Source organism: uncultured Halovibrio sp., from assembly GCF_913056445.1.
Taxonomy (GTDB): domain Bacteria; phylum Pseudomonadota; class Gammaproteobacteria; order Pseudomonadales; family Oleiphilaceae; genus Halospina; species Halospina utahensis_B.
In genome coordinates this window covers 1-12,740 of sequence record NZ_CAJXMA010000078.1, presented here as the reverse complement: position 1 = coordinate 12,740, position 12,740 = coordinate 1, and the positions used below count along the sequence as shown (strand labels likewise).

Below are 12,740 nucleotides of genomic sequence, written 5' to 3'. Positions count from 1 at the left end.
AGACGTGCCTCCCTGGGCGCTTCCCGCTGATGGAATGCGCCGGCGCCGTACCAGCCGGCCACCAGCAACGCACCGACGAGAACCAACCCCAACCCTTTCAAGCGCTCACGCCCCGCCATCGCGCAGCCTCCCCGCCAGGACACCGTTGAACAGCACCACCAGAGCCATTACGAACAGGCTCTGGCGTACCAGCACGGAAACCCATCCCCCTGCCCTGAACCAGTACGGCTGATCCAGGGCCGTAACCTGCTGCGCCACCCACTGCTCCGCGCCCTGCCAGGCCGCAACCCACTGCGTGCCTTTCTCCACGACCACGCTCGCGGCCGCTTCACGGTCGGTAACGTGCCAGAGTGCCTGCTCCAGGGTCGCCTCCCGGAAATCCGGCTGGGGCTGCACCAGCGCCCATAGCATCAGACACAGAACCATGACAACGCCAGTACCCCACTGACCCACCCGCGCTAACAGCTCCGGGCGGTAAACCGGTGAGGCATCACGCCAGAACACCCGATCCGCGATGGCGCGCACCAGCACGAACAGCAATACCGCCACCAGCATCAACCGCCAGATCTCCGGCTCCTCCCCGATCCGGACCACTGTCAGAAGCAGAATCGCGGCCAGTACGCCCGCTTTGCCCAGCTGGATGACGAACAGGCACAAACCGCCGCGCAGACGCCGGTTCCATGGGCTTTCCGGGTAGAGATAGGCACTGCGCCAGGCCCTTCGCCTGATCCGTGCCCGTCGGAACAGGCCCCGGAGCATGACGAGCGAAACAACCACCCAGATCGCAACCACCCAGCCGGTTGCCAGAACCCGCCCCTGAAGCATGAACAGCCAGAGCGCGGCGACCCACAACAGCAGCATGGCCGCGTGCCCAATGAGACGGGACCGCTCTGCCGGAGCGTTCACAGGTAAGCGCGGAGTCATTGTCATGGGTTCATTCTGGCACAGCAGCCAATCATACTGCTTGAACACTTTCTGATCAGGTCGTACCTTGTAAGAACAGACCCCGAAGCACAGCGGTCTCGGAGCCTGTTCAACCCTGAATGAACAGGAGGTGCCCTATGAAACGCCTTTTCTATCTTGTCGACCAGATGGACAGCGTGGAAGCCATTTCCGAGGATCTGCACCAGGAAGGCATAACGGACTGGCGGTTCCATATCCTCAGCCGGGACGAAGCAGGCCTTTTCACCCGTAAACTGCACAGTGCTAGCCTTTTTGACCGCACTGACCTGGCCCGTTACACGGAACGCGGCGCGATAGTCGGCGGCCTGTTCGCCCTGGCTTTCATTGCGACGGCACAGTGGACCCAGGCATTCACCATGCCCGCAGCCGCCTGGATCGCCCTGTTCCTGTTCATGGTGGCGGCCGGCGCCTTTCTTGCGGGTTTCGGCGGCATCGGTGCAGAGAATTACCGGGTACGCCGGTTCCACGACGCCATTGAGAATGGCCAGCACCTGGTCATGGTCGATGTGAGGAAAAAGGATGAGGAGCGCATGAAGGAACTCATGGCCCAGCGGCATCCGGAAGCACGTCTCCAGAGAGAGACATCGGCTTTCAATAATCCCTTCGTGGAGGAAGACGGGAAGCCCCATCTGTTCTGACTAAGGGAATAAACGATTCAGGAAGGAAATTGGTCGGGACGGCAGGATTTGAACCTGCGGCCTCTGCTCCCCCAGAGCAGCGCGCTACCAAACTGCGCCACGCCCCGACCCATATAGTGCTGCAGAACAGCGGTGCAAATAATACCGGATGGAACCGGTAAATAAAAGGGGGTCAGTTCAGGGCTCTGCCCAATTCCTTCAGCGCCACAAGCCGGGCAATGTAGGAGACCTTCACGCCCAGCGCGAAGATAAGCATGGAAACGTGAGCAGCGATCTGGCCCACCATGCTGATGTAGTCAGCGAAGGGATAGGCGACGAGCACACAGACGCCGATGGCGACGAGGCAAAGAGCCAGGGCACTGTTGGCGATGAGAAGAAAACGTTCCATGGGATCAACCACTATATGATTCATTTTACATGAATCATATTAGGGAAGGCGGATGGCGAATTCAAGCCGGTGAGCTGATCTCAGGTGTTGAGAACGTTCAGCACGTCTTCCAGTTCGGTGATCATCTGGCGGATGAGCTGCTTGTACTGGGTATCTTCTTCCTTGGTGTCTTCACTGCTCAACTTCTGCTTGGCACCACCGATGGTGAACCCCTGATCGTACAGAAGGCTCCGGATCTGGCGGATGAGGAGGACGTCCGCGCGTTGATAGTAGCGCCGGTTGCCACGCCGCTTGACCGGGTTGAGCTGCGGGAACTCCTGCTCCCAGTAACGCAGAACATGCGGTTTCACATAGCACAGTTCCGCCACTTCACCAATGGTGAAGTAGCGTTTTCCCGGGATGGCCGGCAGTTCGTTATTGTGGCTGGGTTCCAGCATAAGCTTCCACTTTCTGCTTGAGCTTCTGGCCGGGCCGGAAGGTCACGACACGCCGGGCGCTGATCGGGATCTCTTCCCCGGTCTTGGGGTTCCGGCCAGGGCGCTGACGCTTGTCCCGTAAATCAAAGTTGCCAAAGCCACTGAGCTTGACCTGCTCATTATGGCCCAGCGCCTCGCTGATTTCGCCGAAGAACGCCTCCACCATTTCCTTGGCTTCACGCTTATTCAGCCCCAGCTCTTCATAGAGCCGTTCTGCCATGTCGGCCTTGGTCAGTGCTGCCATTCGCTAACTCCTCAACTGCGCGCCCAGCCTTGTGCTCAGTGCGTTGGTCACGCCATCCAGCAGTTCCTGGACTTCAGCGTCACCCAGGGTGCGTTCCGGATGCTGCCAGAACAGGCTCAATGCCAGGCTCCGGCAGCCTTCCTTCACGTGTTCGCCCTGATAAACGTCGAACACCCTGAGCCCGGTCAGCAGCTCCCCGGCCGCTTCCCGGGCTACATTCTCAACGGCGGCCCATTCCGTTTCCTCATCCACAAGCATAGCCAAATCACGGCGAACTTCAGGAAATTTTGAAAAAGCTTTGAAATGAGGGACATGCCCGCTGAGAACTGTTTCCAAGCTTAGTTCATAAAGACAGACGTTGCCATTCAGATCCAATGATTTCTGGATTCCCGGATGCAGTGTGCCGATCCAGCCCACCGGCTCACCCTCGCTGTAGACCCGTGCCGACTGGCCCGGATGCAGCGCTGGATGGCGCTCACGGGCGAAACGGAAGTTCTGCCCCAGCATCGCCCCCAGGGATTCCAGATCACCCTTGGCATCATAGAAGTCCACTTCCCGGTTGCCGTTGACCCAGTTCTCACTGGCGACTGGCCCGCTGAGCAATGCGCTCAGCATCCCCTCCTGTTCAATGGCCTGCCCCTGGCGCTCAAACCGGAGCCCGGTCTCAAACAGCCGCACCCGGTGCTGCTGGCGTTTCTGATTGTACGCCAGAGTCTCCAGCAGCCCGGGCCAGAGGATGGAGCGCATGACCGCCATGTCGGCGGAAATGGGGTTGGCCAGCTCAATGCCTTCCGCGTTCGGGGTAACCTGCTTCTGCCGCTCCGGCGAGATGAAGCTGTAGGTAATGGCCTCCTGATACCCCAAGGCCACCAGATGATCACGGACCCGGTCCAGTGGCCGGCGGGATTCCGGCTCAGCGCGCAGACGCAGGCGTCCTTCGGGCTCGGTGACCGGCATGCGGTTGTAGCCATAGATGCGCCCGATCTCCTCGATCAGGTCCACTTCCAGAGCAATATCGAAACGGAAGCTGGGGACTTCCACCTCCCAGCCATCGCGGTAAAGATGCACCACCCGCAGCCCCAGCCGGGCCAGGATTTCCTCGGCGGTGGTGCGGTCGATGGTCATGCCCAGCACCGCGTTGACCCGCTCTTCCCGCAGATGGACGGTCTGCTGGGCAGGCAGGTGCTGCTCGCTCACCACCTCAATGACTTCTCCCGGTTCACCACCGACGATGGAAAGCAGCAGCGCTGTGGCCCTTTCGGTAGCGGCCCGCTGCAGGCGCCAGTCCACGCCACGCTCAAAGCGGTGCGAGGAATCCGTGTGCAGACCGTGCGCGCGCGCCTTGCCCGCCAGCCTGACCGGATCGAAGAACGCGCTTTCAAGCACAATATCCCGGGTGTGTTCCGATACACCGGAGCCTTCACCGCCCATGATACCGGCCAGCGCTACGGGCCTGCTGTGATCCGCGATCACCAGGTTATCCGTTCCCAGGGTCAGTTCCTGGCCATCCAGGAGGGTCAGCTTCTCCCCTTCCGAGGCCATCCGCACAACGATGCCCCCCTGTACATGGGCGCGGTCGAAGGCATGCATGGGCTGACCCAGCTCAAGCATCACGTAATTCGTGACATCCACCACTGGGTCGATGCTGCGGATCCCCGAGCGGCGCAGGCGTTCCTTCATCCAGACCGGCGTTTCCACGGCAACATTCACGTTGCGGATGATGCGCCCGACATAACGCGGGCAGGCCGCGGCGGCGTCCACCCGGATGGAAGGAATCTCGGAATGCGTGGCCGGAACCGGCTCGGGCACCAGATCCTCAAAGGGCTCTTCGGTCAATGCCCCGAGATCCCGTGCCACACCACGAATGGAAAGGCAGTCGCTGCGGTTCGGGGTAAGATCCACATCCAGGCTCTGATCGTCCAGCTGCAGCCATTGGCGAAGATCCGCACCGGGTTCGGCTTCAGAGGGCAGCTCCATCAGGCCCTCGCTGGCTTCGGAGAGCGCCAGCTCCGATTCGGCGCAGAGCATGCCGTTGGACGTCTGACCCCGCACCTCGGTGCGTCGGATTTCCATACCTCCGGGCAGGCTGGCACCGGGCCGTGCCAGCGGTGCCCTGAGGCCAACCCGGACGTTGGGCGCCCCGCAGACCACATCCAGGGTTTCCCGGCCATCCCAGACCCGGCAGAGGCTCAGCTTGTCCGCCTCTGGATGGGGTTCAACCGCCGTCACTTCCCCGACAACGACCCCCTCGAAGGCGCCGGCAACCGGCTCAACCTCATCCACTTCCAGGCCGGCCATGGTGATGGCCTCAACCAGTTCGTTGCTGCTCATGCGGGGATTGACCCATTCCCGCAACCACTGTTCGCTGAACTTCATCGGTCTGAATCCTGTTTATTCCAATCGGGCTTCAACGGAACTGGCGCAGGAAGCGCAGATCATTCTCAAAGAACTGGCGCAGATCGGTCACGCCATAGCGCAGCATCGCCAGGCGCTCCACGCCCAGGCCGAAGGCAAATCCGGACCACTGTTCCGGGTCCACGCCACAGTTCTCGAATACCCTGGGATGCACCACACCGCAGCCCATGACCTCCAGCCACTTGGTGCTGCCGTCCGCTTCCCGGCCCCATTCAATGTCCACCTCGGCGGAAGGTTCCGTGAAGGGGAAATAGGAGGGACGGAAACGCACCGCCAGGTCCTCTTCAAAGAACGCCCGCAGGAACGCCTCGATGGTGCTCTTGAGATCCGCGAAACTGGCGTGGCGATCCACCAGAAGCCCTTCCACCTGATGGAACATGGGCGTGTGGGTGAGATCCGAGTCACAGCGGTAGACACGCCCCGGGCAGATCATACGGAACGGCGGCTCGCCATTCTCCATGGTACGGATCTGTACCGGCGACGTATGGGTTCTCAGCACCGTGCCCGGATTGAAGTAGAAGGTGTCGTGCATGGCTCTGGCCGGGTGGTGCTCGGGAATGTTCAGAGCCTCGAAGTTATGGTGGTCGTCCTCGATCTCAGGACCTTCCGCCACCTCATAACCGGCACCACCGAAAATGGCCTCTATACGGCGCAGCGTGCGCGTCACCGGATGCAGACCACCCGCATCACGCCCGCGCCCCGGCAGGGTCACGTCGATGGATTCGGAAGCAAGCCGGGCCTCCATGGCCTCCGCTTCGAGCCGTTCCTTCTTTTCGGCAATAGCGTTCTGGACCTGCTCCTTGGCCTGGTTGATGCGCTGACCCGCCGCCGGGCGCTCCTCGGCGCTGAGCTGGCCCAGTGTCTTGAGCAGGGCCGTGAGATGCCCCTTCTTGCCCAGGTAGTCAACGCGGACCTGTTCAAGCTGCTTCAGGTCCGTACTCGCCTCAACCGCGTTCAGCCCCTGCTTGAGCAGGGATTCCAGGTTCTCCATGCAACGGACTCCAAAAAAATAGGGGAAGAGCGTGCTCTTCCCCTACTGATCCAGGTTGGGCCCTGACGGGCCGGTTTTCAGCGGACGATGAAGAGCTCAGGCCGCCAGTGCGGTCTTGGCCTTTTCCACCACTGCCGAAAACGCCTGCTTTTCATTCATCGCCAGATCCGCCAGGACCTTGCGATCAATCTCGACGTTGGCCTTCTTGAGACCCGCGATCAGGCGGCTGTAGGACAGCCCATTGGCGCGCGCGCCGGCATTGATACGGGCGATCCACAGCGCACGGAACTGACGCTTGCGCTGCTTGCGGTCGCGATAGGCGTACTGCTTCGCCTTGATGACCGCCTGTTTCGCAACACGATAGACACGGCTCCGGGCACCGTAGTAGCCCTTAGCCTGCTTCATAACCTTTTTGTGACGACGGCGTGCCACCACACCACGTTTAACGCGAGGCATAATCCAATCCTTTTATCTACTGACCTGAAACGGTTTACTGACGAAGCATGCGACGGATATGAACCTCGTCGCTCTTGTTCACCTGAGTCGTACCACGAAGCTGACGCTTCCGCTTGGGACTCTTCTTGGTCAGGATATGACTGGTATGCGACTGCTTGCGCTTGAAGCCGTTGGCCGTCTTCTTGAAGCGCTTGGCCGCCCCGCTGTTGGTTTTCATCTTGGGCATTTCAACTACTCCGCATTCGGTATCAGATAATGATGGATGACGGCTCGCAGAGAGGCCGTCATTTCTTCTTCCGGGGGGCAACCACCATGGTCATCTGACGACCTTCCATCTTGGGCCGCTGCTCAACCTGAGCCAGCTCCTCGATGTCGGATTCCACACGCTGCATAAGCTGCATGCCGATTTCCTGGTGGGCCATCTCACGTCCGCGGAAGCGGATGGTGACCTTGCCTTTGTCCCCCTGCTCAAGGAAACGTATCAGGTTGCGCAGTTTGACCTGATAATCCCCTTCTTCAGTTCCAGGCCGGAATTTGACTTCCTTGATCTGGATCTGTTTCTGCTTCTTCTTGGCGGCTGCCCGGGCTTTCTTCTCCTCGAACAGCTTCTTGCCATAATCCATGATCCTGCAGACCACGGGGTCCGCGTCTGAGGCCATCTGGACCAGATCCAGCTCCACCTCCGCGGCTTTTTCGAGCGCCTCTTCAAGAGGCACGATACCCACTTGATTGCCTTCTGAATCGATCAGGCGAACTTCGGATGCATCGATGTTCTCGTTGATCGGTGGACGCTGGTTGCGCCCACCACGCGGGTTCGACTTTTTGATAGTTAGGTCTCCGTTTCGACTCTGCCCTTGCGTTTGGATTCCGTCTCCAGACGGCCCTGGAGCTCCTCCAGAGTCATGGTACCCAGATCCTCGCCAGTGCGGGTCCGGACAGCCACCTCGCCTTTCTCGACTTCCTGATCGCCAACCACGACCAGGTAGGGTACCTTGTCAATCGTGTGCTCGCGAATTTTAAAGCCGATTTTCTCGTTTCTCAAGTCAGCATGGGCGCGAAAGCCCGATTCCTCAAGCTTCAGCGCCAGATTGCTGGCGTAATCGGCCTGATTGTCCGTGATATTCAGAACCGCCACCTGCAGCGGAGCCAGCCAGAGCGGGAATGCCCCCTCATATTCCTCGATCAGGATCCCGATGAAACGCTCGAACGACCCGAGGATGGCTCGATGGAGCATCACCGGCGTCTGACGCCCCTGCTCCTGGTCCCTGGGCACGTACTCGGCACCCAGACGGCCCGGCATGGCAAAGTCCACCTGAATGGTGCCGCACTGCCAGACGCGCTCCAGACAGTCCTTCAGTGAGAATTCGATCTTGGGCCCGTAGAAGGCGCCCTCGCCGGGGAGCAGCTCCCACTCAACGCCTTCATTGTTGAGCGCTTCCTCCAGCGCTTTCTCGGACTTGTCCCAGATTTCATCCGAACCGACCCGCTTTTCCGGGCGGGTGGAGAGCTTATACTGAATCTCCTGGAAACCGAAGTCCTGATAGACCTCGTGCAGCAGGTCCATGAACGCCGCCACCTCACTCTGGATCTGGGATTCCTCACAGAAGATGTGGGCGTCATCCTGGGTAAAACCACGCACCCGCATCAGCCCATGAAGCGCGCCGGATGCCTCGTTCCGGTGACAGGAGCCAAACTCGGACAGCCTCAGCGGCAGGTCCTTGTAGCTCTTCAGGCCCTGATTGAACACCTGCACATGGCAGGGGCAGTTCATGGGCTTGATCGCGTAGTCGTACTTCTCGGACTCGGTGGTGAACATGTCGTCCTGGAACTTCTCCCAGTGACCGGACTGCTCCCAGAGCGTGCGCGATACGATCTGCGGCGTACGGATTTCCTGGTAACCGTGCTTCCGCAGCTTGGCCCGAAGGTACTGCTCAATCTGCTGATAGACCGTCCACCCCTTGGGGTGCCAGAACACCATACCAGGTGCCTCTTCCTGCATGTGGAAGAGGGACAGCTTCTTGCCCACCTTGCGGTGATCGCGCTTTTCCGCTTCCTCCACACGCTTGAGGTAGGCCTTAAGCTGCTTCTTGTCCGGCCAGGCGGTGCCGTAGATCCGCTGCAACTGCTCGTTGTCAGTATCACCCCGCCAGTAGGCTCCGGCAACCCGGGTCAGCTTGAACGCTCCGAGACGGCCTGTGCTGGGCACGTGCGGACCACGGCACAGGTCGATGAACTCGCCCTGCTTGTAGAAGGAGAGCTGCTCCTCGCCCGGAATGTCGTCGATGATCCGGACCTTGTACTCCTCTCCCATGCGGTCAAAGAGCTCCTTCGCGCTTTCCCGGTCCATGAACGACAGCTCAATGGGGAAGTCCTGCTTCGCGAGCTCCTCCATCCGCTTTTCGATCTTTTCGAGATCGTCCGGCGTGAAGGGGCGGTCATACCTGAAGTCGTAGTAGAAGCCGTTTTCCACCACGGGACCGATGGTTACCTGGGCGTCCGGGAAGAGTTCCTTAACCGCCTGCGCCATCAGGTGAGCCGTGGAGTGGCGGATCACCTCAATGCCCTCCTGGTCACGGTCCGTCACAATCGCCACTTCCGCATCATCGTCGATGGTATAGCCGGTATCCACCAGCCGGCCATCAACCTTGCCTACCACGGCGGCTTTGGCCAGACCAGTACCGATGCTGCGGGCCACTTCCTCGACGGTAACGGGGTGGTCGAAAGTGCGCTGACTGCCGTCCGGCAGGGTAATCACGGGCATAAACAGGCTCCTGTCAGTGGTGATCCCCACGAAAGATCACATGAATGTTGGTAAACGGAGAATTCTAACAACGGAAAAGCCGCACGGCCATCCGGATTCACCACGAATCCGGCGGCACGTGCGGCCCTTGCCTGCGTAGAACCGTTCTATTGCGGGCCGTTGCCTGCTTTCGCCGCAATCTTTTCCGGCTTGAGCAGGAACCGCGCCAGAGCCGGCATCAGCCAGATGGCGCCGACCATATTCCAGAGGAACATGAAGGTCAGCAGCAGGCCCATGTCCGCCTGGAACTTGATCGGCGACAGCATCCAGGTGAACACGCCCAGCGCCAGTGTGATGCCCGTGAAGGCTACGGCCTTGCCGGTGCTGCGCAGCGTCTCGAAGTAGGCCTCCTGCAGCGGATAGCCTGCTTTCAGGAAGCGCTCCAGCTTGCTGAACATATAGATACCGTAGTCCACACCAATGCCCACGCCCAGCGCGATGACCGGCAGCGTGGCGACCTTGATGCCAATGCCGGCCTGGGCCATGAGGGCTTCGGCGATGATCGAGGTCAGGCCCAGCGGCAGGATGACACAGAGCACGGCCCGCACGGAGCGGAAGCTGATCAGGCAAAGCAGCGAGACCACACCGTAGACGGCCAGAAGCATCTTGTTCTTGGCACTGGCAATCACCTCGTTGGTGGCAGCCTCAACACCAGCATTGCCCGCACCCAGCAGGAAACGGTGCCGTTCGTTGTTGTACTCATCCGCAAAGTCCTCCACCTCGTCGGTCACGCGGCGCAGGGTCTCCGCCTTGTGATCGTCGAGATAGGCCACCAGCGGCGTCAGGCTGCAATCGGTGTTGATCATGCCACTCGGCGCCTGCCGGATGGAGGCATTGATGATGGTCTGGTTCCGGGATATCTCGTACCAGTTCCAGTTGCCCTCATTGAGCGCCCGGGTCACGATCTTGGAAACATCCGCCAGCGAGCCGGTCGACTCCACCCCTTCGGTGTTCGCCAGCCGCCACTGGAGCCGGTCCAGGGAACGCAGCACCGGATACTCGGTACAGGTCTCGCTGGGTGTCTCAACCATGACCACCAGCACGTCCGCGGACTGGCTGTAATTGTCCACAATGAAGCGGTTGTCCTGGTTGTACTGGCTGTCAGGCCGCAGTTCGGGGGCGCCCTGGTCCAGGTCCCCGACCTTGAGATCCTGCTTGTAGTACATGGCGACTCCAAAGCCCACCACTGCGATCAGCAGTGAAACCGGCGCCACGCCCGGATGGGCGAAGTAGGACATGAGACGCCACTTGCGGTCCGCCCCACCCTCGTGGTTCTGCACATGCTTGACGCCACCCTTGGTGATCCCGATGTAGGACATGATCACCGGATGCAGGACCAGGTTGGTGATGATGATCACCGCCACCCCGATGCCGGCCGCCACAGCCAGATCCCGGATCACGTCGATCTCGATGAACAGCAGCGTCAGGAAACCGAAGGCGTCGCTCACCAGTGCCACGATCCCCGGGATGTAAAGGGATCGGAATGCCAGACGGGCGCTGGTCAGCGGGTCAAAACCCTTGGCCGCCTCCAGCGCCATGGCATTGACCACCTGCACCCCGTGACTGATCCCGATGGCAAACACCAGGAATGGCACCAGGACCGAGTAGGGATCCAGGCCATAGCCGAGCAGGCGCAGAATGCCCATCTGCCAGAAAACCGCGATGATGGAGACGATCACCGGCACCACGGTTCCGGCGATGCAGCGCGAATACCAGAACAGGAACACCGTCGTCAGCACAATGGTGATCAGCGCGAACAGCGCGACGGACTCGATACCCTCAATCAGGTCGCCAACCAGTTTGGCGAAGCCGACAATGTGGATGTCGACGCTGGGGTTCTGTTCCTCAAACTGCTGGCGGATCTTCTCCTCCAGCTGGCGTGAGAAATTCCGGTAATCGATGGGTTCGCCCGTTTCCGGGTTGCGCTCAAGCAGTGGCGCGTAGATGATCGAGGACTCGAAATCATCCGCTACCAGTGACCCGATGGTGCTGGAGCGCAGGACGTTGTCCCGCAGTTGGTCCAGCGACTCCTCGGAGCCGTTATAGTCGTCCGGTATGACGGTACCGCCCTGGAACCCCTCCTCGGTCACCTCCTGCCACCGGACGTTGGGCGTCCAGAGCGATTTCAGGCCGGAGCGATTGACGCCATTGAGATAGAAGACCTCGTCCGTGATCTTCTCCAGGGTCTCCATGTACTCCTTTTCGAAGATGGTGCCGTCCTCGTTCTCAACGGCAATCCGCACGAAGTTACCGAGATTCGAGAGATCCTCCCGGTGCTCCATCATATTGACGATGTAGGGATGCTCCAGCGGTATGAGCCGCTCGAAGCTGGCATCGGGCTGGATCTTCACCGCGTTGTAGCCGAGAAACAGGGTCAGCGCGAGAAAGACGATCAGGATGATCGGCCTGCTATTGAAAATCAGCCGCTCGATCATGGGCTCAGCGCCCGCGGACGGAGCGCGTCGCTCGCCGTCGGAGTTCCAGTTAGACATTCAGTAAATCCTCAAACCGTTTTGCTGGGGTACTGCTGCGGTTCAGTTGCGTTCGGGCGTCGGCGGGTCCGTTTCCTGACCCTTGCCGCGGCGGTCCGTACGGACCGCGCCGCGCTCACCCACCAGCACCAGGCCGTCATCGGGAATCAGTGTCACGCCCACATAGGAGTGCCGGGCCGGACGGACGTACTCGGAAAAGCTCTTCCCCCCGTCATCGCTGTAAACGACAGCGCCGTCGTTGGCCACAATGACCACTTCGCCACTGTCATTCACATCACCGGCATTGAGCGTGCGGTCACTGTCTGAATCCACGGACGTCCACTCCTCGCCGTTCTCGGAACGGTAGATGTTGCCGCGGAGGCCGTAGGCGAGCACGCCACCATCACCGGTGCCGACAACACCGAAGAAGGAGCCGGGATAACCGGGTTCAATGGTTTCCCAGCTGCTGCCATCATCGGTTGATCGATAGACGAAGCCGGATTCGCCGGCAATATAGAGGTCATCGCCCTCAACCTGTGTAATCTCGTTGAGGTGGAAGCGGCTTGGGTTATCAATACGCCCGGAAAGGGGCTGCCAGGTCTCACCGCCGTCCTGGGTCCGATAGATGAGGTTATAGGCGCCAATGGCGATACCATACTCAGCGTCCCGGAACCAGACGTCCAGCATCGGCTGCCAGGGACCGAACCGGTCCAGATCCTCCTGGAGGATGTCGCGCGTATAGACCAGGTCATCCAGCTCCCACTCCAGATCCGAGATCCGGTCCTCATCCTCGGCGGCCTTAATCTCCGCCTCCTTGGACTCGATCCGCTCCTCATACTGGGACACCAGCATCGGGATGCCCTCGCGCCCGTCAAACTGGTGATTCCAGATCTCGCCA

General features: G+C 60.3%; 13 protein-coding genes and 1 tRNA gene. 1 reads left to right on the top strand and 13 read right to left on the bottom strand.

Annotated elements, in window-relative coordinates; translation table 11 throughout:
* Positions 1–105: 105 nt before the first annotated feature.
* The gene (locus QZ501_RS12585; protein WP_295719928.1) at positions 106–930 is read right to left on the bottom strand and encodes a hypothetical protein; all 825 of its coding nucleotides are present in this window, start codon (positions 928–930) and stop codon (positions 106–108) included.
* A 131-nt stretch (positions 931–1,061) separates the two neighbouring features.
* Here QZ501_RS12585 and QZ501_RS12580 point away from each other — a divergent pair, with 131 nt between their 5' ends.
* Positions 1,062–1,601 (top strand): hypothetical protein, encoded by a 540-nt coding sequence (locus tag QZ501_RS12580; RefSeq protein WP_295719925.1) that lies wholly within the window; start codon positions 1,062–1,064, stop codon positions 1,599–1,601.
* A gap of 30 nt (positions 1,602–1,631) precedes the next feature.
* Here the strand turns inward: QZ501_RS12580 and QZ501_RS12575 are convergent.
* The 12 genes from QZ501_RS12575 to QZ501_RS12520 all read right to left on the bottom strand — a co-directional run.
* Positions 1,632–1,708 (bottom strand) — tRNA-Pro (locus QZ501_RS12575).
* 65 nt (positions 1,709–1,773) lie between these two features.
* Positions 1,774–1,989 carry a hypothetical protein gene (locus tag QZ501_RS12570; RefSeq protein ID WP_151441595.1) on the bottom strand — a complete coding sequence of 72 codons (216 nt, stop codon included), beginning with the start codon at positions 1,987–1,989 and terminating at the stop codon, positions 1,774–1,776.
* Positions 1,990–2,069: 80 nt separating this feature from the next.
* Positions 2,070–2,426 carry a MerR family transcriptional regulator gene (locus QZ501_RS12565; RefSeq protein ID WP_095617775.1) on the bottom strand — a complete coding sequence of 119 codons (357 nt, stop codon included), beginning with the start codon at positions 2,424–2,426 and terminating at the stop codon, positions 2,070–2,072.
* On the bottom strand, positions 2,404–2,709 hold the full coding sequence (gene ihfA, locus QZ501_RS12560) for an integration host factor subunit alpha (protein WP_077528965.1): 306 nt from the start codon (positions 2,707–2,709) through the stop codon (positions 2,404–2,406). Before ihfA ends, QZ501_RS12565 begins: the two co-directional genes overlap by 23 nt.
* Positions 2,710–2,712: 3 nt before the next feature.
* Positions 2,713–5,085 carry a phenylalanine--tRNA ligase subunit beta gene (pheT, locus tag QZ501_RS12555; protein WP_295719920.1) on the bottom strand — a complete coding sequence of 791 codons (2,373 nt, stop codon included), beginning with the start codon at positions 5,083–5,085 and terminating at the stop codon, positions 2,713–2,715.
* Between the two features lie 31 nt (positions 5,086–5,116).
* Entirely contained in the window at positions 5,117–6,115 is a 999-nt protein-coding gene (gene pheS / locus QZ501_RS12550) for a phenylalanine--tRNA ligase subunit alpha (protein ID WP_160898508.1), read from the bottom strand.
* 96 nt (positions 6,116–6,211) lie between these two features.
* Positions 6,212–6,571, bottom strand: a complete 360-nt coding sequence (gene rplT / locus QZ501_RS12545) for a 50S ribosomal protein L20 (RefSeq protein ID WP_077528962.1) — start codon at positions 6,569–6,571, stop codon at positions 6,212–6,214.
* Positions 6,572–6,605: 34 nt separating this feature from the next.
* Positions 6,606–6,797 carry a 50S ribosomal protein L35 gene (gene rpmI, locus QZ501_RS12540; protein ID WP_095617772.1) on the bottom strand — a complete coding sequence of 64 codons (192 nt, stop codon included), beginning with the start codon at positions 6,795–6,797 and terminating at the stop codon, positions 6,606–6,608.
* 58 nt (positions 6,798–6,855) lie between these two features.
* The gene (infC, locus tag QZ501_RS12535; RefSeq protein ID WP_077528960.1) at positions 6,856–7,398 is read right to left on the bottom strand and encodes a translation initiation factor IF-3; all 543 of its coding nucleotides are present in this window, start codon (positions 7,396–7,398) and stop codon (positions 6,856–6,858) included.
* A gap of 2 nt (positions 7,399–7,400) precedes the next feature.
* Complete coding sequence (gene thrS / locus QZ501_RS12530; protein ID WP_160898509.1) at positions 7,401–9,332, bottom strand: threonine--tRNA ligase; 1,932 nt, start codon at positions 9,330–9,332, stop codon at positions 7,401–7,403.
* A 146-nt stretch (positions 9,333–9,478) separates the two neighbouring features.
* The gene (locus QZ501_RS12525; RefSeq protein ID WP_151441592.1) at positions 9,479–11,863 is read right to left on the bottom strand and encodes an MMPL family transporter; all 2,385 of its coding nucleotides are present in this window, start codon (positions 11,861–11,863) and stop codon (positions 9,479–9,481) included.
* Positions 11,864–11,905: 42 nt separating this feature from the next.
* A partial coding sequence (locus QZ501_RS12520; RefSeq protein WP_295719913.1) for a YCF48-related protein occupies positions 11,906–12,740 on the bottom strand: 835 nt, incomplete at its 5' end.

Bases quoted from the DNA above. Each gene is read 5' to 3' on its own strand.
- QZ501_RS12585 (WP_295719928.1), bottom strand. From the start codon at position 930: ATGACAATGACTCCGCGCTTACCTGTGAACGCTCCGGCAGAGCGGTCC.
- QZ501_RS12580 (WP_295719925.1), top strand. From the start codon at position 1,062: ATGAAACGCCTTTTCTATCTTGTCGACCAGATGGACAGCGTGGAAGCC.
- QZ501_RS12570 (WP_151441595.1), bottom strand. From the start codon at position 1,989: ATGGAACGTTTTCTTCTCATCGCCAACAGTGCCCTGGCTCTTTGCCTC.
- QZ501_RS12565 (WP_095617775.1), bottom strand. From the start codon at position 2,426: ATGCTGGAACCCAGCCACAATAACGAACTGCCGGCCATCCCGGGAAAA.
- ihfA (WP_077528965.1), bottom strand. From the start codon at position 2,709: ATGGCAGCACTGACCAAGGCCGACATGGCAGAACGGCTCTATGAAGAG.
- pheT (WP_295719920.1), bottom strand. From the start codon at position 5,085: ATGAAGTTCAGCGAACAGTGGTTGCGGGAATGGGTCAATCCCCGCATG.
- pheS (WP_160898508.1), bottom strand. From the start codon at position 6,115: ATGGAGAACCTGGAATCCCTGCTCAAGCAGGGGCTGAACGCGGTTGAG.
- rplT (WP_077528962.1), bottom strand. From the start codon at position 6,571: ATGCCTCGCGTTAAACGTGGTGTGGTGGCACGCCGTCGTCACAAAAAG.
- rpmI (WP_095617772.1), bottom strand. From the start codon at position 6,797: ATGCCCAAGATGAAAACCAACAGCGGGGCGGCCAAGCGCTTCAAGAAG.
- thrS (WP_160898509.1), bottom strand. From the start codon at position 9,332: ATGCCCGTGATTACCCTGCCGGACGGCAGTCAGCGCACTTTCGACCAC.
- QZ501_RS12525 (WP_151441592.1), bottom strand. From the start codon at position 11,863: ATGTCTAACTGGAACTCCGACGGCGAGCGACGCGCTCCGTCCGCGGGC.